The sequence below is a fragment of the Spirosoma flavus genome (assembly GCF_054778555.1).
In genome coordinates this window covers 776426-797163 of sequence record NZ_BAAGZL010000003.1, presented here as the reverse complement: position 1 = coordinate 797163, position 20738 = coordinate 776426, and the positions used below count along the sequence as shown (strand labels likewise).

22 protein-coding genes are annotated in these 20738 nt (G+C 47.3%); 4 read left to right on the top strand and 18 right to left on the bottom strand.

Features of this window, described 5'->3' with window-relative positions; translation table 11 throughout:
- Positions 1 to 2: 2 nt before the first annotated feature.
- The 3 genes from ACYVF1_RS19745 to ACYVF1_RS19735 form a co-directional block, all read right to left on the bottom strand.
- Positions 3 to 1634 carry a CotH kinase family protein gene (locus ACYVF1_RS19745; protein ID WP_461081998.1) on the bottom strand — a complete coding sequence of 544 codons (1632 nt, stop codon included), beginning with the start codon at positions 1632 to 1634 and terminating at the stop codon, positions 3 to 5.
- Between the two features lie 154 nt (positions 1635 to 1788).
- A complete protein-coding gene (locus tag ACYVF1_RS19740) occupies positions 1789 to 2358 on the bottom strand; it encodes a type 1 glutamine amidotransferase domain-containing protein (protein ID WP_461081996.1) in 570 nt (189 codons plus the stop codon).
- Positions 2359 to 2491: 133 nt separating this feature from the next.
- Positions 2492 to 2653 carry a pyridoxal-phosphate dependent enzyme gene (locus ACYVF1_RS19735; RefSeq protein WP_461082308.1) on the bottom strand — a complete coding sequence of 54 codons (162 nt, stop codon included), beginning with the start codon at positions 2651 to 2653 and terminating at the stop codon, positions 2492 to 2494.
- 247 nt (positions 2654 to 2900) lie between these two features.
- On the opposite strand from ACYVF1_RS19735, the gene ACYVF1_RS19730 reads away from it, so the two are divergent.
- Positions 2901 to 4553, top strand: coding sequence for an autotransporter outer membrane beta-barrel domain-containing protein (locus ACYVF1_RS19730; RefSeq protein WP_461081994.1), 1653 nt, complete (start codon positions 2901 to 2903; stop codon positions 4551 to 4553).
- Between the two features lie 51 nt (positions 4554 to 4604).
- On the opposite strand, the gene ACYVF1_RS19725 is transcribed toward ACYVF1_RS19730, so the two are convergent.
- Together ACYVF1_RS19725 and ACYVF1_RS19720 are read right to left on the bottom strand one after the other, a co-directional pair.
- Positions 4605 to 5342 carry a LytR/AlgR family response regulator transcription factor gene (locus tag ACYVF1_RS19725; protein WP_461081992.1) on the bottom strand — a complete coding sequence of 246 codons (738 nt, stop codon included), beginning with the start codon at positions 5340 to 5342 and terminating at the stop codon, positions 4605 to 4607.
- Between the two features lie 32 nt (positions 5343 to 5374).
- Positions 5375 to 6448, bottom strand: coding sequence for a sensor histidine kinase (locus ACYVF1_RS19720; RefSeq protein WP_461081990.1), 1074 nt, complete (start codon positions 6446 to 6448; stop codon positions 5375 to 5377).
- Between the two features lie 269 nt (positions 6449 to 6717).
- Here ACYVF1_RS19720 and ACYVF1_RS19715 point away from each other — a divergent pair, with 269 nt between their 5' ends.
- On the top strand, positions 6718 to 7353 hold the full coding sequence (locus tag ACYVF1_RS19715) for a dioxygenase family protein (RefSeq protein WP_461081988.1): 636 nt from the start codon (positions 6718 to 6720) through the stop codon (positions 7351 to 7353).
- A 124-nt stretch (positions 7354 to 7477) separates the two neighbouring features.
- Here the strand turns inward: ACYVF1_RS19715 and ACYVF1_RS19710 are convergent, their stop codons facing one another.
- The 9 genes from ACYVF1_RS19710 to ACYVF1_RS19670 all read right to left on the bottom strand — a co-directional run bounded on the left by ACYVF1_RS19710 (position 7478) and on the right by ACYVF1_RS19670 (position 14219).
- On the bottom strand, positions 7478 to 8116 hold the full coding sequence (locus tag ACYVF1_RS19710; RefSeq protein ID WP_461081986.1) for an ankyrin repeat domain-containing protein: 639 nt from the start codon (positions 8114 to 8116) through the stop codon (positions 7478 to 7480).
- Between the two features lie 93 nt (positions 8117 to 8209).
- Positions 8210 to 8356, bottom strand: a complete 147-nt coding sequence (locus ACYVF1_RS19705) for a hypothetical protein (RefSeq protein ID WP_461081984.1) — start codon at positions 8354 to 8356, stop codon at positions 8210 to 8212.
- A gap of 3 nt (positions 8357 to 8359) precedes the next feature.
- The gene (locus ACYVF1_RS19700; protein ID WP_461081982.1) at positions 8360 to 8719 is read right to left on the bottom strand and encodes a glyoxalase superfamily protein; all 360 of its coding nucleotides are present in this window, start codon (positions 8717 to 8719) and stop codon (positions 8360 to 8362) included.
- 200 nt (positions 8720 to 8919) lie between these two features.
- On the bottom strand, positions 8920 to 9411 hold the full coding sequence (locus tag ACYVF1_RS19695; RefSeq protein ID WP_461081981.1) for a cupin domain-containing protein: 492 nt from the start codon (positions 9409 to 9411) through the stop codon (positions 8920 to 8922).
- A gap of 379 nt (positions 9412 to 9790) precedes the next feature.
- Positions 9791 to 12463, bottom strand: a complete 2673-nt coding sequence (locus ACYVF1_RS19690) for an ABC transporter permease (RefSeq protein WP_461081979.1) — start codon at positions 12461 to 12463, stop codon at positions 9791 to 9793.
- 5 nt (positions 12464 to 12468) lie between these two features.
- Positions 12469 to 12807, bottom strand: a complete 339-nt coding sequence (locus ACYVF1_RS19685) for a PadR family transcriptional regulator (RefSeq protein ID WP_461081977.1) — start codon at positions 12805 to 12807, stop codon at positions 12469 to 12471.
- A 213-nt stretch (positions 12808 to 13020) separates the two neighbouring features.
- A complete protein-coding gene (locus ACYVF1_RS19680) occupies positions 13021 to 13407 on the bottom strand; it encodes a VOC family protein (RefSeq protein WP_461081975.1) in 387 nt (128 codons plus the stop codon).
- 54 nt (positions 13408 to 13461) lie between these two features.
- The gene (locus ACYVF1_RS19675; protein WP_461081973.1) at positions 13462 to 13839 is read right to left on the bottom strand and encodes a helix-turn-helix domain-containing protein; all 378 of its coding nucleotides are present in this window, start codon (positions 13837 to 13839) and stop codon (positions 13462 to 13464) included.
- An 8-nt stretch (positions 13840 to 13847) separates the two neighbouring features.
- Positions 13848 to 14219: a hypothetical protein gene (locus tag ACYVF1_RS19670; RefSeq protein ID WP_461081971.1), complete on the bottom strand. Its 372-nt coding sequence runs from the start codon at positions 14217 to 14219 to the stop codon at positions 13848 to 13850.
- Between the two features lie 216 nt (positions 14220 to 14435).
- Between ACYVF1_RS19670 and ACYVF1_RS19665 the strand changes: the two genes are divergently transcribed.
- Positions 14436 to 15176: an SH3 domain-containing protein gene (locus tag ACYVF1_RS19665; RefSeq protein ID WP_461081969.1), complete on the top strand. Its 741-nt coding sequence runs from the start codon at positions 14436 to 14438 to the stop codon at positions 15174 to 15176.
- Between the two features lie 45 nt (positions 15177 to 15221).
- Here ACYVF1_RS19665 and ACYVF1_RS19660 read toward each other — a convergent pair whose 3' ends face one another.
- Positions 15222 to 17606 (bottom strand): beta-N-acetylhexosaminidase, encoded by a 2385-nt coding sequence (locus ACYVF1_RS19660; protein WP_461081967.1) that lies wholly within the window; start codon positions 17604 to 17606, stop codon positions 15222 to 15224.
- A 206-nt stretch (positions 17607 to 17812) separates the two neighbouring features.
- Between ACYVF1_RS19660 and ACYVF1_RS19655 the strand changes: the two genes are divergently transcribed.
- A complete protein-coding gene (locus ACYVF1_RS19655; protein ID WP_461081965.1) occupies positions 17813 to 18169 on the top strand; it encodes a hypothetical protein in 357 nt (118 codons plus the stop codon).
- 94 nt (positions 18170 to 18263) lie between these two features.
- On the opposite strand, the gene ACYVF1_RS19650 is transcribed toward ACYVF1_RS19655, so the two are convergent.
- The 3 genes from ACYVF1_RS19650 to ACYVF1_RS19640 are packed head-to-tail and all read right to left on the bottom strand — an operon-like array spanning position 18264 to position 20598.
- Complete coding sequence (locus ACYVF1_RS19650) at positions 18264 to 19001, bottom strand: DUF1223 domain-containing protein (protein ID WP_461081963.1); 738 nt, start codon at positions 18999 to 19001, stop codon at positions 18264 to 18266.
- Positions 19002 to 19015: 14 nt separating this feature from the next.
- Positions 19016 to 19831, bottom strand: coding sequence for a molybdopterin-dependent oxidoreductase (locus tag ACYVF1_RS19645; RefSeq protein WP_461081961.1), 816 nt, complete (start codon positions 19829 to 19831; stop codon positions 19016 to 19018).
- On the bottom strand, positions 19828 to 20598 hold the full coding sequence (locus ACYVF1_RS19640) for a cytochrome b/b6 domain-containing protein (RefSeq protein ID WP_461081959.1): 771 nt from the start codon (positions 20596 to 20598) through the stop codon (positions 19828 to 19830). The genes ACYVF1_RS19645 and ACYVF1_RS19640 overlap by 4 nt, the downstream gene beginning before the upstream one ends.
- Positions 20599 to 20738 lie beyond the last annotated feature (140 nt).

The following is a 20738-nucleotide window of genomic DNA, read 5'->3' as shown; positions in this document are numbered from 1 at the left end:
ATTTAAAACCGTACCATTTTCCGGCTTATGGGCTTCCCATCGGCATTGAGCTGAAGAATATACGTACCGGGTGCGGTGGGCAAAGAAGACGCAGGTAACGTTTCTTCGTGATCGCCCGATGCCTGATTTGGCCAGGTTAAGCGTTGCACGCTACGTCCGGCGGCATCGGTAATCTGTAGTTGAACCGTAGCACGTTGTGATAACTTATAACGTAGCGTTACGTTGTCGGTTGATGGATTGGGGCTGAGCGTTACGTTGAAATCAGGAATCAGTTCGGTTCCAAGTACCGATGAGCCGAAAGGAAGCACGGCCTTATCCATCCACTCCAACCGCTTCTGAACCCAGGTTTTCAGGAAGTTAATTTCTTCCTGATACGTTTGTCCTAACAGGTGCGTTGGCCCGATGGGGACGCCGATAATGTCCCATCGCTGGAAATTCCGGGTGTGGGCTTCGGTCAGAACGTTGGCGACGGAGTCGATGTAAGCGTGAATACGGTCAGTTTTCAGTACGTTGGTACGTAGCGACTGGTATCTGGTCCGCACATTGTTCGCAAACCGCTTGTCGCTCAAGAGCCGGTCCCACCAGAAAGGCATCTCGAAAACGTCGTCACCGCAGATACGAGTGAAATCGAATGACCAGCCTTCGGGCAAATCGGCCTGGCAGTAGCCGACGTTGCCAAACGCAAGATTATAGTCCCAGATGGGCCCCATCACTAATCGACCATCTTTCGAATCACGGTCTTTGTAGAAGAACGTACTGAGCCGATATGCGTCGATGTTGTGGCTGATTTCGTTCAGTATCAGGTAATCGACAAACGAGTCTTCTTTGATGTATTTCTGATAACCCACCGTGGCGTCCTGATACTTAGCGCCCGCCAGCGCATTTTCGAAGTCTGTTATGAATTTTTTGGCGTACTGAAATTGCTCTTCGGTCAGATCTTCAATTTTCGGACGTTCAATCTGGATATCGACGTCGATGCCGTTTGTTTTCTGCGTCGATGTCCACGCCTTCGATTCTTCGCCGGTATATTTATCGATTTTGAAAATGTAGCCCCCGGTTACGGCATCGCCCGAAATGTCGGTTTTCTTGATGCTACTGATATCGACGCGATTCTTGTTCCGTTTGATTTTTTCAAACAGAATGTAAAGGCCTTCGTAATTACCGTTCAATATCAGCTCGCAATACCGATAGCGGGGCGTGTAATATTTGCTGACCTGGCGGCCAAGATCGTAGATGAGTGGTTCGCGAATCAGGGTTTTATCGACATACGTAGCGTTAAGCACCCAATCAGATTCCGATGGCATACCCAGTACAGAGGCATCAACAGAATTTACCCCCGATGCATCGCGTAGTTCGAATCCGTAAGGCTTTTTCGGGAAATCCTGCGACGTAGAGCCGCGCAGTTCGATGCCAATTTTACTGGTGAAGGTAGGCTTATCCGTTACGTTGTTCCGTTTGCCCGCGCCATTGTCGATGATACGTAGATCACAAACAATTTTGGGGTCATCGGGAATATTTTGCCCGTTTGTGTTAATAATCAGTATAGGCAGATTCGATGAAGTGAGCGTTTGGGCATACGTAGTAAATGACAGTAGTCCAATGCTGAGGATAAAGAAAAGAGAAGTTAACCGCATATATGCCTGTTTCGGTTGAGCGATAAAAACAGTGATGAGTGACGAACGATTAGTTTACTGATGCTAACCTATTTTGACGTAGGATCAGTAAACTTGTCACCGTTCTGGTGACTAATTATCGTTCATCACTCATCACAAACTTCTCTACACACCGCTAAGCGTGTTGGCGGTCGTGTTTTCCTTCCCGGATTTCTTCAATCATTTTCTTGTTAAATGCCGGAATATCGTCGGGTTTGCGGCTCGTTACCAGTCCCTGATCGGTTACGACTTCCTCATCGACCCAGTCGGCACCGGCATTTTTGAGGTCGGTCTGTATGGACGGGTAGGAAGTTAGTTTACGGCCTTTCACTACATCGGCTTCGATGAGCATAATCGGCGCATGACAGATAGCGGCTACCGGTTTTTTGTTCTCGAAAAAGTGCCGGACGAACTGAACGGCTTTGGGCTCCGTGCGTAGGGTGTCTGGATTCATTACGCCACCAGGTAGCAGTAACGCATCGTACTGACTCGGATCGGCGCCGGCCAGCGGCAAATCGACCGGAAACGTGTCGCCCCATTCGGTTTCATCCCATCCCTTCACTTCGCCACCTTTCGGCGCAATGAGGTGGGTGGTTGCTCCCGCATCCTGTAAAGCCTGGCGTGGTTCGGTCATTTCAACCTGTTCAAATCCATCGGTCAGTAGAATCGCCACCTTCTTTCCCTGCAATGTTTGCTGCGTTTCCATAATACGTTGAAAAATGATTACGTACTAACAACTCATTGAAGCGGAGAAGGTTGGCAGAAAAACTGAAATGGAGCAGCTTATTTAGCGTATAAATCGCCCGGCAAGGATTTCATCACCGAACCGCGGGCGACCGTTACAACCGTTTTGCCAGGGCCATGCGGTCTTTACAGGAACCGGTGGGGTTGTAATATTCCAGCTTCACAAATACGTCGTCACTTTCCGGGCCTACAACTTTATTGAGCTTTACGAGCGGTGTATGGCCTGTGCCTGAAGTGTGCTGGCAGCCGGAGTCGATTCCATCGTCATAGTCAGTTCATCAGTAAAATACGTAGTAGGTTATACATTGAATAACTAAATTTTTCGAGCGGACAGAAACCGTTTTTACTCCGTTGCCTCCAGTATGAAAAATGAAAATTAAGGCCGTTTTAATCTGAATGACCGATCCCTCAAAAGTAGCGCGAAATACAAGCTAATTCGTTGATTGACAGTCGTAAGGTCGGTAACTTGTGTTCACTTCAACCCTGTTTTAACCGGACTGCCTTATGAACAAGCATTATCTTTTCCATACGCTTTTGCTGAGTGCCCTATTCAGCTTGCCGACTTGTGTGCTGGCGCAGGCCAACTACGTAGTGAACAACTTCGGCGGCAATAACACTACGTTGGGCACGTTCAATACGTTACTCGGGCCAACGGCAGGTGGCAGCACCATCACTGGCGACCGAAATGCGATTGTAGGGTATAGCGCGGGTCGCTCGATGACATCGGGAGCCAGAAATAGCTTTTTCGGCGTAGATGCCGGTCAGCAGAATACCAGCGGATACGACAATGTATTTATGGGATATGAAGCTGGTCGGCAAAATACAACGGGTTATTATAACACATTTATAGGCCGGGGAGCGGGCCTTAACACGACTACTGCCTATAACAATACGTTTTTAGGGGGCCTTGCTGGCTATTCGAATACAATCGGGACTAGTAACGTTTTTATAGGCTACTATACCGGATTCGCCAACACCTCAGGTTCGCAAAATGCCTTCATCGGTACGGGAGCGGGTGAATACAATACAACCGGAAGTGGTAATACATTTACGGGTCATACCGCTGGTTTTAAGAATACGGTTGGCACTAACAATGCCTTTGCTGGATATGGTACCGGGCAGTCTAACACAACGGGCAATTACAATACGTTTATGGGGAGCAATGCCGGTCTTTATAATTCGTCGGGCGACGCTAATTCCTATGTTGGGTATCAGTCGGGCTATTTTAATACGACAAGCGGTCAGAACACATTTATGGGCTATCAGGCTGGCCATTGGAGCACGGCTGGCAATAACACTTACGTTGGTTACCAGTCTGGTTACAACAATACGACTGGCCTAAACAATACCTTTTTTGGGGCTCGATCGGGCTACAATAACACTACCGGCAGCAACAATATTCTGATCGGCCCAAACTCGGGTAGCGCCGTTACCACCGGTAGCGACAATGTATTGATCGGTGGTAATGTTCAGGCTGGCGAAGGTGTCGGATGGCATCATGTCATTATCGGCGGAGAAGCGGGTGGAGGTCTTTGGGCAGGTAATGGTAATACGTTCATTGGGCATCAGACCGGATCGGGGTCAGCGCAGCTTCACCATGCAACGGCTATTGGCGCGGGGGCAAAGGTGTTCGTTAGCGATGCCGTTGTGCTGGGCAATCACGCTAACGTGGGCATTGGTACGTCGGCGCCTACCGCGCGTCTGCATGTGCGTAGTGAACAGGAAAATGAATCAGGAATACGTTTCGAAAACTTAACCAGCCAAAGTCCGGCGCAGGTGCAGACTGACCAGTTTCTGACGGTAAATGAGCGTGGCGACGTAGTGAAAGGACGGTATCAGTTACGTATCAATAGTGCAAACGAATGGAGTGACAAGGTTTTTGAGCCAGCGTATTCACTACGTCCTTTGGCCTCTGTAGCCGCTTTTATTGGTAAAAATGGCCATTTGCCAGACGTACCGTCGGCTAAACAGATGGTGAAAGAAGGTGTCGATTTAGTCAGGATGAACGCTACGTTGTTAGCGAAAATTGAAGAACTGACGCTCTATAGTATTCAGCTCGAAAAGTCGAATCAACGGCTTGAAGCACATGATAAACAGCAGCAGGAACGGCTTGATACGTTAGAGATGCTGGTGAAGCAGTTACTGGAAAAGAAATAGTAACATAGCATTGCGGATTATTCTCGATTTGATACGTGCCGGTACGCTACGTTACGACCTATGATTCAACAGCGATTTTTCGACCTCTTCCTTATAATTACGGCCAAATGGAATTTGCTGACTGTCAGTCAAAATCAGTCGGTTTCGTTCGATACGTGTTACGCGAGAAACAGCTACAATAAATGATTTGTGTACACGTATAAATCGATTTTCCGGGAAAATATCGTGCATAGCTTTGATCGAGCCTTTGATTACGATTTTGCCAGTTAAAGTGTAGATTATGGCGTAATCCTTTAATCCCTGGATGTACACTACGTCGCTAAAATTCAATTTGATACGTTGTACACCACTTTTTACAAAAACCGAATCGTCTTTTAAGAGATCGGTTGGAACGCCAGCGGCAGTGTTTTCTAATCGGGCGTTTTGCTCTTTCAGCGATAAAAAATCCTGGATTTTTTCGATGGCCTGCAAAAAACGAGGGTAAGCAATCGGCTTAAGCAGAAAGTCGATGACGCCCATTTCAAAACCTTCAAACGCATAGTTCCGGTACGCCGTTGTAAAAACAGTAATGGGTGGCTGCGACAGCGATTTTAGAAAATCAATCCCATTCATACCCGGCATTTCGATGTCCAGAAACAAGACGTCGGCGTCGTTACTTTCCAGATAGGAGCGAGCTTCAAGCGCGTTGCCAAACTGACGTATTAATTCCACAAAATCCAGACGACTTAGGTAGCTTTCCAGCACTTCCCGCGCCAGCGATTCATCGTCAATAACTACGCATTTTAGCATTGCTGTCGGCTTGATTTGTTACGGTTCCTCAATCAACCTATCTCCGCAAATTGAATCGACAAAGCCGCTCGATACGTATCAGGCCGGTCTTCTGTCTGAAGCGTGTAACGTCCGGGATAAAGCAATTCCAATCGTTTGCGCAGATTTGTCAGGCCAATGCCACCTTTCTGATCCTTTGTCTTCGCTGTCGGTTTGTTGTTTTCAACCGTCATTTCAACTCGGGTCGGCTTTAGTGTCAGCGTACTATGCAGCCACGAATGTTCGGCCTGTTTACCTACTCCGTGTTTGAACGCATTTTCGATCAGGGGCAGCAGCAATAACGGCGCTATAGACTGACCGTTCGGCTTCCCATTGATTTGCAGCGCAATATCGGAATGATCGCCACAGCGTATCTTCTCCAGTTCGATGTAATTCTGCAAATAGCTGATTTCCTTTTCCAGCGGCACCTGTTCGTCATCGCTGTCGTAAAGCATATACTCCATCATTTCCGACAGTTTCAGAACCATGTCGGGCGCCAGATCCGATTTTTTGAGCGTCAGCGCATAAAGATTATTCAGGATGTTGAACAGAAAATGCGGGTTCACCTGCGAGCGGAGGAAATTTACTTCGGCCTGCAACTGCTCGACCGCGACTTTTTGCAACATCCGCTGTTGTTGGTACCAGTCGATACTGAGTTTTAGCGGCACCATCAGGCCCAGATACCACAACGTACTGAAGAAATTATACGAAAGCGTTTCAATCCAGTTCTGGCTCCGAAAGGGATTGATGACGAAACCATAAATGATGTAATCGTAGAAAGCCTGAACAAGTAAATAACCAAAAATCGAGAGCAGTATCAGTCCAAAATATCGCCTGTATTGACCCGTCAACAGGTAGCGCGGCAGAAAGTAGTGCAAATTGAGATAGGCAATGGCAATGAGCAATACTACCCGAACAAATACACAAGCGGCAAAATAAGGTAAACCAGCTTTGTAAATAAGGTAACGTTTCTCGTACAGAAAAAAGCCGGTAATCAGCACCCAATAGGCCGTGTGAATGAGCGCATACTTCATGGTGGTCGTCCGGTTCGAAAGCGGGATTTTTATAGTTCGGTCTAGGAAGTCCATATCAGTGGCTTGAACGTCAACGTCCGGGCGAGAGTAAATCTGTTCAATCCCGGACGTCAACGTCCGGGCTACTCGTCTGTAAATGAACGTAAAAGGAGAACGTAGTAAAAATTATATCGACCAACGACAAAAAAAGTAGAGGAACAAAAAATCCTCTGTCACTCGTCTATTTTTATAACCGTTGATCTACTATTTTTTGCCATGAAATTCGGGCTTCGTTGCTTTGTTCAGGATTTTCGCCGACAGGCATCCGATAAACTTAATCGATCATGAAACGTCAACAAGTGATTCTGCTGGTTGCTATGCTGTTTGCTGCGCTACCGGGATTTGGTCAGGATAAAAAAGTAGGTGGCCCCTGCGAAGGCTGCGAAGCGATTCACGAAAGTCCGGTTTCGTTTGATAAATTGGAAGCCATGGTTAAACTTCCCGATGCTACGTGGACTGGTAAAAAACCGCTGGGTGTCAACGGTGTTGTCTACAAAGCTGATGGTAAAACGCCCGCGCCCGGCGTAATCATTTATATTTATCACACCGACGAAACTGGCCACTATACGGCAAAAGCGGGTGCCACCGGTTGGGAAAAACGGCACGGTTCCATTCGTGGGTGGATGAAAACAAACGAGAAAGGCGAATATAAATTTGTTACGTTACGTCCGGCGCCGTATCCCGGTCATTCTGATCCGGCACATATTCACGTCACAATCAAAGAACCAGGTCTGAATGAATATTACATCGACGAGTTTCTGTTCGACGATGATCCGCTTCTTACTACCGACAAGCGTCAGAAACTGGAAAACCGGGCTGGTAGCGGGATTCTGAAGTTGAAAGACGTCGGCAATATGTACAAAGCCGAACGTAACATCTACCTTGGAAAAAACATACCGAACTACCCAACGAATCAGTAAAATTTGCTACGGATGCGACAGGTTGTAGAGACAGGGCATGCCTTGTCTCTACGGAGATGTACTGCTACTAAGGCATGTCTCGGCACTTGAACAGAAGAATCAGTTTCAGAGGCTTCGATACGTTCTAACTCAGCAGTTCACGCATTTCCCTATCCTGCTCATTCAGAAATTCAATTGGAGACGTGCCGCCTTTATTAGGTGCGTTTTTGTCGGCGCCGGCTGCCAGTAGCAACCGTACACACTCGACTTGATTGTGGCGATTTTCGGGGCCACCAAACTTAAACCCATGAGCGGCCCAGAGTAGTGGAGTTCCTTCAAACTCAACACACCGTTTATTGATTTCTGCATCAGCTTCAATCAGTCGCTGCACGAGCTTATCCCGACCCGTCCACGCGGCCCAGTGCAAAGCTGTTCCGCCGTAACAGCCGGGATGATTAATCGTAGCGCCTTTTTCGACGTACAAAATGCCTACCTTCTCAGCGTGTAAGCTCGCAGCTGCTACCAATGGCGAATCCTGATTGTCAGTTAATTCGTTTCCATCGACCTTGGCGCCATGTTGCAGGAAAATAGTGGCAATTTCTACGGCTTCATCATCTGAATACGTAGCACTCATGACGCCATCGCAAATACGGTGTAGTGGGTGCGCTAGTGCCGTGTTTTTCTCATCGTAAGGAATCCCGTCGTTGGCGAGATCCGGATTTTGTTCGAGCGCTTGTTGGATTGCACCCAACTCTTTGTTAGCGATTAGATTACCTAGTGTCATAGTTATTTGTTGTTTACTGTCAAGCATGGAGCTTGTCATTAGTAGACGCAATATTAAGTGCTATTAAACGTAACCTTTTTACGTTCAGATTTTTTATAGCCAACCTGCTTTACGGCGCCATTTCTGAGAATCAGAATCAGTCTTTACATCGAATAATATTCCCTCCGCCAGCAAGCGTTCCCGAACAGCCAAATCGTGGTTCGCCATCCGAATAATTTCCTGCGCTATTTCGTCAATCATTGCTTATTCGTCGGATTCACAATCGATTCGGTGTCCGAAACAAAGAAGGTTGTTGTCAGGATCTTTGATGTACATTTCCCGAAGGTTCCAGGATTGGCTTTTGGGCGGAGATATAATAGTGGCTCCTTTAGCGACAATTGTTTTATAATAAGCGTCGACATCGTTGACAATCAGGCAAATCCATGATCTGGAATGCCCGTCTGGGCTGAAGAAAATTTCTACATCATCTTTTGCCACCCCACCGAATGTAGGTGGAGATTCCCACTCCCATTTATCGTCAAAACCCAGAACGTCAGTGTAATAAGTCAGGCTACGTCGTATATCTGATACGTATAGGACAGGCGTTGTTTTTTCCAGTTTCATCGTTTCTGTTGTTTAGCCTGCCCAATACTAAATTCGATAGAACATAACCTTTTTATGTTCAGCGAATTTGTAGACGTAATAAACGCCTACAAGCCAGTCTGATTACGCAGATAGGCGGATCCGTCAGCAACAGAAAACCTTACTATTTCGGGATTCTAGAGCCGGAATAGTAAGGTTTTTACGGGTCGAAAAATGACCTTTTAGAGATAGACGCCTAACTCTTCACCTACCGATTTAAGTGCTGTAATACGTTCTGGAGAAGGTGGGCCTTGCGGAGCCGGTGGCAGCATCAGCATATAAGCTGGTTTTGCCAGGCTAGGATGAATGAAAAATTGCTCGAAGCCAGCCGGGGCAATTGTCAATACAACTTTGGCCGTGGGTGTCAACACTTTAAAGCTGTGTGGAATGTTCTTGGGCATCAGTACGTAGTCACCGGGTTTGGCCGTAAATACGTGGTCGCCGATGGTAAACTGAACAGAGCCGTCGAGCATATAATACGTCTCGTCTTCACGAGTGTGCGTATGGGTCGGGGGCTCGATACCGGGCTGGAGCGTCATTTCGAGCTGGGCATAGCGACCGTCAGTCTGCTCACCATCGGCTAGTACGTTCACCAGCGCACATCCGTACCAATAAGCGTTTTGCAGTGTGTTGGCCTGTCTGGTTACAGGGGCCATAATTTCTTGTTCGATCATGAGTATTTGTTGGTTAAAAGAGAGAGTACGCCAACAGATTGTTCACCAGTCTGTTGTGACGTAGCAAAAGTAGGACGCTACCAGCCGGGCGCGGAACGTGTATGTCCATGAAACGGAAAAAGTTGCCCATGAACTGATACAAAGACGTAACAGGCATTTTTGTCGTATTGACAGGACATTGAAGTAGCATCAAAAAAAATTTAGAAAATTTCTAACAATCTGTGGTGCTAGGTGTTTTATATATGTATTCGCTGCTAGACGGGGATGCTGTGAAAGGCACCTGCTTTTTTCAAATTAACTGATCTATCTAGCGAACAAAAAAAGCCAGGTGACTTCGCGTCGTCTGGCTTTAGTTTTTGGTACAGGTAGAGACAATGTATCATTCACTGCGCAGGCTCTTGATCGGATTCGAGATTGCCGCCCGAATCGACTGAAAGCTGACGGTGAAGAAGGCAATGATAATCGCCAGTGAGGCCGTTGCAATAAACATCCAGACGCTAATTTCAATTCGGTACGGATAGTTCTGAAGCCACTTGTCGATAGCGTAGTAAGCAACCGGGAAAGCGAATACAAAGGAGAATCCAACCAGTTTCAGAAAATCAGAGGAAAGCAACTGAACCAGGCTCGACACCGATGCGCCCAATACTTTGCGAATACCAATTTCCTTGGTACGTCGTTCGGCGGAGAGAGTGGCTAATCCGAATAAGCCAATGCAGGAAATGAAAATGGTCAGGATGGCGCCGAAAAGCATGATCTGTTTCCATTTAGCCTCTGATTCGTAGCGCTTAAGATTTTCCTGATCCAGAAATTTGTAGGTATACGGACTAATTGGAAACAGTCTTTTGAACGTCTTTTCGATATGTTGTAAACTTGCTGTTTCGGTGCCGGGCTTGATTTTAATGAATACGCGGCCATAGTCATTTTTGGGCTTCATCGTGAACAACTGCGATTTGATAGGCTGGCTCAGTGAAGCGAAATGATAATCTTTCACGACACCAATGACCGTATACTTTTCGGATTTGTCCTCCTCAAGAGCGAAATCGACCTGCTGACCAAGCGGATTTTTCCAGCCCGCTTCCTTCACAAAACTTTCATTAACTAATACTGATTGTGTTGAATCGCTGGGGAAAGCGGGCGAGAAGTTACGTCCTTGCAGAATCGGAATTTTAAAGAGCGGCAGATACGTTTCATCGACCGTTTCATAAGCGTAACTGATCAATTTTTCACCCTTGTTGATTCGGGCGCCTGATCCCCAGAAACCACCGTTTTTGGGTGCTACGTCCACAATGTTAGGATCTTTCATCAACTCGTCTTTCAGCAAACGGGCTTCGCTACGTAGCAGCTTCGACTTATTGACCATGACCAGATTTTTATCATCGTAGCCCAGCTTTGTTGTCGTCAGATAATTGAATTGCGAATAAATGGTGAGCGTAGCGACGATAAGAAACGAAGCGAGGGAAAACTGCATGACTACCAGCGATTTTTGCAGGTAATTTTTACCCGAAAGGTTGAACCGACTGTATAACGTTTGAACTGGATTGTAACCCGACAGAACCAGCGCCGGGTAAAAACCGGCCAGCAATCCCGTAAATAGAAACAGGGCAACATAGCCAAGAATAAGTTTTGCGTCGATCAGGTACGAGAAAGAAAGAGCTTTGTTGGCCAGCTGATTGAACGTTGGCAGCACCAAAACGAGCAGCAGAATGGCCGTGGCGAACGCCATAAAACACAGCACGAACGATTCGCCCAGAAACTGGATAATCAGTTGTGTACGGCCTCCGCCCACTACTTTCCGAACGCCAATTTCTTTAGCCCGTTTCAGCGAACGAGCCACGGTCAGATTCACGAAATTGATGCAGGCAATCAAGAGAATAAACAGCGCAATGCCCGACAGAATATAAGAAAAGACCGGGTTGCTTTCGTCGACCAGGCCATTGTTGGCGGGTAGTTCTTTGCTGAGGTGCATGTCCATAAAAGGCTGAAGCTCATAGACGGTTTTCGAAGTAATGTCAAAGCGCTTCGCCATAGCTTTAATACTTTCTTTCGCGTCGGCCAGGTAAATCTGATTCATTTTCGCTTCGACTGCCTGAAGATTCGCGTTCGGACTGAGAACAACGAACGTGTTCTGGAATACACTGAACCAGTTTTCGTTATTGCTGTATTCTTCCGGATTAAACAATGTTGGCATCAGTACGTCGAATTTGATCGAGGAGTTCTGAGGGCATTTCTGAGCGACGCCCGTTACCGTATATGGCTCAAATTCGCCATCGTTTTTGAAGAGCAGAACTTTGCCCAGCGCGTTAGTTGTCCCCAAACTTTTCTGAGCCATTTCTTCCGAAATCACTACTGATTTTGGATCTTTCAACGCCGTTTTGGGATCGCCACTGAGCAGTGGAAAACTGAACATTGAAAAGAAATTAGTGTCTGCAAAAAACACCGTTTGCGACTTCACCTCGTTAGGAAGCTTCAGATCCCGCTGATTTTCCCGGTAGCGAACAAACGCTTTAATTTCCGGAACGCCCGCATGAAATTTTGGCCCCGGAAAAATGCCCGTATAAGGCTGCCGATGTTCGATAACGCCAGCCGGAGTTACGTTTTTGCTCGTAATGCGATAGATGTGCGGATTGTTGGCATGAAACCGGTCATAGCTGACTTCATCTTTGGTATAAAGAATAATCAGCATGGCAGCCGCAAGGCCGATGCTCAGGCCCGTGACGTTGATGCCCGAATAAACTTTGTTGTTGCTCAGCGTGCGTAGCGCGATGGTCAGGTAATTACGTAGCATGGCAGGTTGTAAAAATGAGGGTGATGGGTAATCAGACGATTTGTTGGTACGTTGGCGCGCTTTGAAAAAATAGGGATTAACGTAGTGCAGCACCGCCCAGACGAACTCACGACGAGCTTTACCTGCGCCAACTTCCCCAATACGTTTGTCGAACACTTCATGTAAGTCGCCCTGCACATCTTCCAGAATGTGCGGAGACAGGCAGGTTTCCAGAAGCCAGTCGGCCCAGCGGGGCGGATTCTGCGGTTTGCGTTTTTCGTGTATCATACGTTTTAGCCGCCAATCAGTTGAAATTTTCCCGGTGGAATAGCCTGCCAAAGACGGCTACGCATTGCCTGAATGTCGTTCAAGGCCCGAACGCCCAGTGCTGTGAGCGTGAAAAATCGCTTCCGTCGGCCACCGCGTTCGGCCGTTGCTCCGCCCATGGTTGAAGACAGAAATCCCTTTTCTTCGAGCCGATACAACGTAGCGTGAACGGCGCTCATCGTAATGGAGCGGCCCGTCTGTTGCTGAATGTCTTCCCAGATCGTAACGCCATACGCTTCAGCCGGACAGGCGGCAACCACCAGCAGGACAATCTCCTCAAACTCGCCTAAAAAAGCCCTTCGCATACGTAGCAGTACGTTAAGAATGATTAGTTGTAATTTTGCAAAACAAATCTCCTGCCAGAAACGAAAAAGGCCTTTTTGGATAAACTGAGCCCCATTCTATGTAAAATAGTTGTCCGAAATCGTACAACGTTTGTTCAAAGTCGGACGAAAAAAAGGACGTAGCAATTAAGCTACGTCCTCAAATTTGGCCCATTATACTTATCTAGAGACCGCTCAACTTACCTGAAACAACTGAATGTTGTTGCCGCAGGTGTCGTTCAAAACCGCCAACGTAACGGCGCCCATCGGGGTCGGTTTCATGCTGAACGTAACGCCTAATTCTGTCAATCGCTTGTATTCACTTTCTACGTCATCGACCAGAAAAGCGGCCAATGGAATGCCAGCCTCAAACAGCGCTTTCTGATACGTCTGGGCGGGAGCAAAAGCCATCGGTTCCAGGACAATTTCGGTGCCGTCCTGCTCCTCCGGCGACACAACCGTAATCCATTTGTGTTCGCCCAGCGGTATCTCCGTTTTCTTGACGAAACCCAGTACGTTCGTGTAAAACGCCAGGGCTTTATCCTGGTCATCGACCAATACGCTCAACAATTTAATTTTCATAAAATGTCCTGATTTACCGGGCAAAGGTCTGTTGAAACGGCGAGAACAGATTCTTCAAAATTGCTTTTTTGAGTAAACTGTAGGCGTAAATCCAGTGAATTTTTTGAAGAGGCCAATGAACGAGGTGACGCTGGCAAAGTTGAGAACGTAGCAAATTTCGGTAGTTGATAAACCGGTCTGTGCGAGTTGTCTGGCTTTAATCAGTCGTTGTTCGGTGCGGTACTGATGAGGAGTGCGCCCGTAGCATTTTTTGAATAACCGCAGAAAATGAAATTTCGACAGCGACGCTTCATCGGCAATGGTTGCCAGGTTGATAGTTGTAGTTAAGTCACTGTCGATGAATTGCTTGGCCCGCACCACACGCCTGATTTGATACGTATTTGGATAGTGTTCATGGCGAATTTTCAGTACTTGCTGTTCGTAAAATGTCATGGTGCCTTTTACTTCAAATAATACGTTCGAACAAGTTTCATTGCTTCCTTATCATCCTGAGCGCAAACGTTGCAAAATGTACCAATGCCATTTACTGGCCCTTCATACTCCCACGCAAACGTTTTCTGATACGTTGCCTTGTCATCAAACACCTTCAAACGGTTGCCCATCGGTATTACGTTGAGAACGAGCTTGTTCGGGAATTGCACCCGAAAACCGTTCCCGAATGAAGGCATCGTCTTACTCAGGAAAATCAGTTTGGTTTCTGTCCGATTTTTGCCGTAAACGTAACGAATATCACCACGCTGGCCATCTTTAGACCAAAAACTTAATTGTTCATACGTATCTGTGCCGGGCTCGCCGAATGAAAAGTTTGCCACTTGCATCTGGGCATTTGCCAACGTGCTGAAAAGTAAACAGAAAAGAAAAACAAACGCCAATTTAGTCATGCCTGCCATAATCATTAGGTGGATGTTGCTGTATTGGTAACAAACGTATCGGTGCTGTGTTTGAGATGGCCGCCCAATAAGTGGATTCGCCGGGTTGGTTGCAAAAGTGATAGATTAGCAACGTAACACCGGAAATCTTGTAACGAAATGCCTAAAATATTTCTCCTAATTTCTGTTTTGCTGTTTTATGTGCTCCCGCTAAAACACGTCGCTACGTCAAACTATAGATCGCTTATTGACAGGCCTTTACAACCAAAGGATATCGTTTACGTACACGCGCCCAATGGTCTGACGCTACGTAAAACGGCGGCCAAAGATGGGGCTAAAGTGGTCCTGGTGCCGTTTGATGGCGCTCCGCTAACCGTACTGACTTCGCCGGAAGACCAATATACGGCGGAAACGATAGGGGCTTTCAAAATAAAAGGCGGATGGGTGAACGTACGAACGAAGGCAGGTCAGGAGGGCTACTTATTCGAAGGCTATTTATCGCGGCATAAGCCATTGAATATGGAAAAAATGGATGGGGCCGTCTCAATGATCGATGCATTTTATCGGACGATTTCGCCGGTGAAGGGCAAGCGCACTACGTTACCGAAAAAAGACGGAAACATTGAACGGTATCAATACGTCTACGCTGATGGGGCGCGGTTTGAAGAGCAGCAGTATGAAGGGGGCGTTACGCAATTTCTGGAGTTGCCAAAAGAGAAATTTACCATGCAGGAAGTGCTGGTGCTTTTCCGAACATTATGGTTTCAGAAAGAAAAAACGACTGCTACGTTCGATGCCGCTAAACAACGACTAACCCTTGATTCCGAAGGTGGTTACTCACAGTTAATTATTCAACCAAAAGGAAATCAGTGGAATCTCCAGTTTTCTACGGCTGATTAATGGAATCCCACCTTCCTTGATAAAGAGGAATCCAGAACGAGGTAGTTAATTCACCTCAATTTCATCAACGGCCAGTTGAGCTGCCTTGCCCGGATTACGCAGGCCCGCCGGTACACGCCCGACTGTGTAGGCAATGATACGTACGTAGCGTGCGGTGGTCGGCTCAAACGAAAACGGAAGTCGGACAATGCCCCGTTTACCTCCCTCGGCGGCATTGGTTTTGGTGGTCAGCACCGGGCGATACGTTTTGCCGTCTTCCGAAACTGAAATATCAACCTGTTTGGGTAAGCAGATATTCCGGGCGGTGTACTTCAAAAAACCAACCCGAACTGTTTCAATAGATTGCGGCTGTCCCAGGTCGATGACGGCGTTGATATCGGTGGCAAATGAAACGACGCCCGCAACTTCATAGCCGCCAATGCCGCAGGTCGTGCCGTCGGTAAGGCTGTAATTACGGTCGGGACGTCCGGTGGTTGGCGGATTCAGCAGGGTATACGGTTTGCTGGTGGCTTTCGAGACGATAAATTCTTTTTGAACCTTGGCCGGTTGGCTCAGCGGCTGCCCTTCCTGAAAGGAGGCCGTACGTAGCGTTGTCGTTTTCTGGAGGATAATCGGTTTATCGTATCGGGGCGACTCACCCGTTGGGATGCTACCATCGAGTGTATAATGAATCGCCGTTACCGATTTCCCCGCCGAAAGAGTCACTTCTACGTTACCTTCTGTCGTAGGTTTTCCCGTCATTGCTACGTCGTAAAGGGTTCGTGAATAGTTTGTACTAAGATTGTTCAGCCGTTCGAAATGCACGGTAAGCCGACGGGTAAAATCATCGAAATTTTTCTGCGCTAACGGCGTCCAGACAACTTCGGCCAGAGCAGCCGCGCGCGGCCAGAGCATGTATTCAAGCTGGGCGGACGTGCTGATGTATTCTGTCCAGATGTTAGCCTGTGCGCCCAGAATATGCGCGGCTTCTTTAGGGGCCAATCCGGCGGGCGTTGGGTTGTAACTATAAACGATTTCCAATGGTAGATAACTACCAAAACCAGTCGGTTCCTGAGCGGGATCGCCCTGAAAATGATCGAGGTAGCAGAACTGTCCGGGTGTCATAATGACGTCGTGATGCTGGCGGGCAGCTTCAATTCCGTTTCGAATATTCCGCCAGCTCATAACCGTTGCGTTTGGCGAAAGACCTCCCTGTAAGATTTCGTCCCAGCCGATGATACGTCGTCCCTTAGACGTAACGAACTTATCGATACGTTTGATGAAATAGCTTTGCAGACCGTTTTCGTTACGTAGCTTCAGGCGTTTGATGAGCTGTCTGCAAAAGGCGCTTTTCCGCCAGACCGTTTTAGGGCATTCATCGCCCCCGATGTGGATATATTTTCCTGGAAACAAATCAATTACCTCTGTCAATACCTCGCCCAGAAAGGCAAACGTTTTTTCGGTCGGGCAGAACACATCATCGAAGACACCCCATTTGGTCGAAACCGTGTAAGGGCTAGTCGTACAGGCCAGTTCTGGGTACGCAGCCAAAGCCGCCAGGGCATGGCCAGGAAGTTCGATTTCGGGCACTACGTTGATATATTTAGTAGCCGCGTAACGGATCACTTCCCGCACTTCATCTTGCGTATAATAGCCGCCGTAAGGCTTTCCATCAAAGACCTGAGGGTCATATTCATCATAATGACCAATAATAGTCTCGCGTCGGTGAGCGCCTATCTGTGTCAGTTTGGGATGTTTTTTTATCTCGATCCGCCATCCCTGATCGTCGGTCAAGTGCCAATGAAACTGATTGAATTTATGCAGCGCCATTAAATCGAGGTATTTCTTAATATACGCCACCGAAAAAAAATGCCGGCTCACATCGAGGTGAAGTCCTCGGTAACTATAGCGCGGGCTGTCCTGAATTCGACAGGCGGGAATAGGTAAGGCAAGCAGCATGGAACGTATCGCAGCAGAAGAATTTTGCGGAACCGATTCCTTGTTCGCTGTCGCATGCCCTTTACTCAATACTACCGGCGGCAAAAGCTGATAAAGTGTTTGAACGGCGTAAAAGAACCCTTTCGGAGTACGCGCTTCGACAACGACCAGTCGATCTGTTACGTTAATTCGATACCCTTCTTCGTGGAGTGTGGTATCCGTAGAAGGCAAAAAATCAATTATGTTTCCGCTGGAAGTCAGCCGGTTTGTATTTCGAACCGGTACGTTCAGACCGGTACTCCGGTTAATGTGCGTGGCGAACGTATCAACAATGGCTTTCAGCTCCGTCTGGGCAACCGGCACCATAATGACTGTTGTGCGGTCGATAATAAATTCTCCGGTTTGTGGTTCGAGTTGAGCCGGGCGGGGGATAATGGTGTAACGGTCGACGGATTGGCAATACGTGGCGGGTAGGACAATAAAGACAAGAAGTACTAGCAACAGGGCACGCATAATACACTAGAAAATTTATTGTCATTAACGGTTAGAAAGGGCCAAGGGTTATCGAAGATTGTCTGTAACGATTAACTCGGCCTACCCCGCCTGACAATAAAGTCAACGTTTACGCTTATCCTAAAAATCTGCCGCTGATGTAGATTGACAAATTAAATTACTTTCGCTACTGTATATTGCATAGTTCCTTGTAAAACACTTATGCTATGAAATATTTATCAATTTTATTGTTGATTGTCAGCTCGTTAGTAGCTTGTTCAGACGGAGATATTAAAATCTCTGTTACGGATTCAGACGATACGTATGAGTTTTTCGCTAAATACGATAAAAAGAAAACCCAGCGCGTTCAGGATTTTATCAACCAAAAAATGGCACCCGGCAGCAATGTGACCGGCGATAATATCGATATTACCACTACGCTGGATGATAATACGCGCTTCGAACTGGAAGAATACCCGGGAAAAGTGCGGGTTAAACTCGATAAAGAAGACAATTCAGAAGCGTCTTACCGGCGGGTTAAAGACATGTGTGAGGGTGTGAAACGTATCGTTGGCGGAAAGTAAATCCTTAGCTCCTTATAACTCCTGAATCTTCTGAGGAAGACTTCATCTGCAAGTGAACAAAGTCTTCTTCAGGGGATTTAGGGATCCTGCACAATCACAACATTTTCGCCCCCACTACCTGCCCGGTATCCGTTCGCTGAACGTAGACCAGAACGGCACTCTGTTCAGGTGACAAATCATCCGGAGCCGCCAGCGTTACGTTGCCTGTTACATCGGTTTCATCGATAGTTTTGAACTGCCTGACAATGTTGGTATTAACCAGCGTTCGTCCTCCATTTTCACCGTTACGTACTGCTGTGCGAGCTTCTTTCTGTACTAAGGCTACGTTGACGCGATACGGCCCAGCTGCGGACAATGTGTACTGAACTGACAACTGGTTATCTTTTCGGCTGAGGTTTCCATCGATACCAATAAATGACGATAGGGGTTGTTGCTGAATGGCTGTAATGGCTTGTTCGATACGTCCACGCTGACCTCCTACAATATCCTGTCGACCGTTTACAACCAGTTGGGGCGTATACGTTTGTGTTTTCAACGTGCGGTCATATTGCCGCTGGCGGGCCGTATTTTCTTTCGTACTAAATGGATCCTTCCAACCTAGTCGATCCCAGTAATCGACGTGGAAGGAGAGGCCATAAACAGCTTTCCCTGAACGGGCGGCTTCCTGAGTGATGTCCTGCAGCGCTTTATCGGCAGACGGGCAACTGGAGCAGCCTTGAGACGTGAACAATTCCAGCACGACCACTGGCTGAGCGACTGGCTTTATCGGTTTATTGATTGGAAGGTGCGTCAAGATGCCGAATAGCGCCAGAAACATGAGTTTGATGTACATGATGATTGCCTGATTTATAATCCCACATAATAATCATAGCCGCGTTCGGCCCAGAAGTCGCGGGGGCGCGAGTCGGCGAAGAACATCCGACCGATACGTTTCAGATTTTTAACGCCGTACTTGACCGGAATAATTAATCGAAGGGGAGCGCCATGTGGGGTCGTAATCGGCTGGCCATTCAGTTCGTAAGCCAGCAGGGTTTGCGGGTGTAAGGCGCTTTCAATGTCGATGCCAACGTAGTAACCTTTGTCGGGTGTTTCGAGTCCAACGTACTTAAATAAATCTGCTGTATTTTCTGGATTGGGTGCGTTGCCGCTATGGGTACCTAGTTTGTATTTTTCCATGAAATCGGAAAGCCTCGCTCCAGACCAGTGCTGCACCTGACTCCACCCTTCGATACACTTGAAATTATACACGATCTCGTGTTTGGGGAGCGCCTTTACATCGTCGATGGTGAGTAGGAGGGGAGCTGAATCACCTCGGTCTATCTGCAGTTTCCAATCCTCAGGAATAGGCGATTTCAGTCCGTCATACCCATTGACACGCGCTTGTTTTGCGGCTGCTTCTACCGGAAACGTCGGTATTAAATGTGTATCGCTAAAATACGTTCGGGCGATGCTTTCATTTACGTTCAAGACGTTACGTAGCGGACGCTTTATACCCTGGGCACCCACACTATTTTTAACCCATTCGTAAACACCAAATGGGATGGCAGAAGCCAGCGCAAACCAGCCAAATGCTTTGATCATTCGCCGACGAGCAACCGATTCTGGAAGGTCATCTTCCGGCAACTGAGGCTCGGCGGAATTAGGTTTTGTCGGCTGGCTCATGATAAAGCTGGTTTAATCGGTGATGAAATGGGCTCGGTTGGTAAATCGTCTGGTTCTATTGGTGTATCAGGCTGATCATCAATAGGTTTGTGCATGAGCGGTCGGTCTGGATCATTTGGTTTGATGATCTCGAATCCAGTGACCATCGACTGGAAATTGTTCCAGCCAGCCCGGATCACCTGTGCAATATGAATAACGAAAAAAACAACGTAACCGAGCGTTAAAACAAAGTGTTCCAGTCGGGCGGCCTCGTATCCACCGAGCAGCGTTGTCAGCCATGAAAATTGTGTTGGTTTATAAATGGCATAGCCCGTCAGTACCGATCCAACACCCATGAGCATGATAGCGAAATAAGCGATTTTCTGGGCTCCGTTGTACTTGATAAATGGCGGTTGCGTTTTGCGCAAGTGCAGGTCATAAAGTGTTACCTGTATAGCTTCCTTGAACGAATTTCGGTTAGGAACCAGATGACGCCATTCGCCCGAAATGAATGTGTATCCGACGTAGAGAATGCCGTTCAGGATGAAGAGCCATTGAAATACAAAATGCCAGGCCATACCCTCGGCCAATCGGCGTGGCACGCCAAGGGCTTTATAGAATCCATCCGGAAAAAACGACACCAACGTATAATCGCCAATTTGGATTTTATAGGGATCGTAAGCCCAGTAGATCAGCAGTCCGCTCCAGATCATAACGAACAGAACCGGGAAGTTTATCCAGTGAAACCATCGAATGGCCAGCGGGTGTTTATGAACGATACGTTTCATGCAAAAGGAGGCTTTGTGATGCTATATATACTACGTAATCAGGGCGAATGGATTGTATATTTCCGTTACGTTTGACGATTTACCAGGCAAATAGTAGCGTAACAGGTTGGAAAGCTACAAAACTCATGTCTTTTGATCGG

Bases quoted from the DNA above. Each gene is read 5' to 3' on its own strand.
- ACYVF1_RS19710 (WP_461081986.1), bottom strand. From the start codon at position 8,116: ATGACACTAGGTAATCTAATCGCTAACAAAGAGTTGGGTGCAATCCAA.
- ACYVF1_RS19685 (WP_461081977.1), bottom strand. From the start codon at position 12,807: ATGCGAAGGGCTTTTTTAGGCGAGTTTGAGGAGATTGTCCTGCTGGTG.
- ACYVF1_RS19695 (WP_461081981.1), bottom strand. From the start codon at position 9,411: ATGATCGAACAAGAAATTATGGCCCCTGTAACCAGACAGGCCAACACA.
- ACYVF1_RS19680 (WP_461081975.1), bottom strand. From the start codon at position 13,407: ATGAAAATTAAATTGTTGAGCGTATTGGTCGATGACCAGGATAAAGCC.
- ACYVF1_RS19655 (WP_461081965.1), top strand. From the start codon at position 17,813: ATGAAATATTTATCAATTTTATTGTTGATTGTCAGCTCGTTAGTAGCT.
- ACYVF1_RS19705 (WP_461081984.1), bottom strand. From the start codon at position 8,356: ATGATTGACGAAATAGCGCAGGAAATTATTCGGATGGCGAACCACGAT.
- ACYVF1_RS19720 (WP_461081990.1), bottom strand. From the start codon at position 6,448: ATGGACTTCCTAGACCGAACTATAAAAATCCCGCTTTCGAACCGGACG.
- ACYVF1_RS19650 (WP_461081963.1), bottom strand. From the start codon at position 19,001: ATGTACATCAAACTCATGTTTCTGGCGCTATTCGGCATCTTGACGCAC.
- ACYVF1_RS19645 (WP_461081961.1), bottom strand. From the start codon at position 19,831: ATGAGCCAGCCGACAAAACCTAATTCCGCCGAGCCTCAGTTGCCGGAA.
- ACYVF1_RS19730 (WP_461081994.1), top strand. From the start codon at position 2,901: ATGAACAAGCATTATCTTTTCCATACGCTTTTGCTGAGTGCCCTATTC.
- ACYVF1_RS19715 (WP_461081988.1), top strand. From the start codon at position 6,718: ATGAAACGTCAACAAGTGATTCTGCTGGTTGCTATGCTGTTTGCTGCG.
- ACYVF1_RS19640 (WP_461081959.1), bottom strand. From the start codon at position 20,598: ATGAAACGTATCGTTCATAAACACCCGCTGGCCATTCGATGGTTTCAC.
- ACYVF1_RS19745 (WP_461081998.1), bottom strand. From the start codon at position 1,634: ATGCGGTTAACTTCTCTTTTCTTTATCCTCAGCATTGGACTACTGTCA.
- ACYVF1_RS19725 (WP_461081992.1), bottom strand. From the start codon at position 5,342: ATGCTAAAATGCGTAGTTATTGACGATGAATCGCTGGCGCGGGAAGTG.
- ACYVF1_RS19690 (WP_461081979.1), bottom strand. From the start codon at position 12,463: ATGATACACGAAAAACGCAAACCGCAGAATCCGCCCCGCTGGGCCGAC.
- ACYVF1_RS19700 (WP_461081982.1), bottom strand. From the start codon at position 8,719: ATGAAACTGGAAAAAACAACGCCTGTCCTATACGTATCAGATATACGA.
- ACYVF1_RS19660 (WP_461081967.1), bottom strand. From the start codon at position 17,606: ATGCGTGCCCTGTTGCTAGTACTTCTTGTCTTTATTGTCCTACCCGCC.
- ACYVF1_RS19675 (WP_461081973.1), bottom strand. From the start codon at position 13,839: ATGACATTTTACGAACAGCAAGTACTGAAAATTCGCCATGAACACTAT.
- ACYVF1_RS19740 (WP_461081996.1), bottom strand. From the start codon at position 2,358: ATGGAAACGCAGCAAACATTGCAGGGAAAGAAGGTGGCGATTCTACTG.
- ACYVF1_RS19665 (WP_461081969.1), top strand. From the start codon at position 14,436: ATGCCTAAAATATTTCTCCTAATTTCTGTTTTGCTGTTTTATGTGCTC.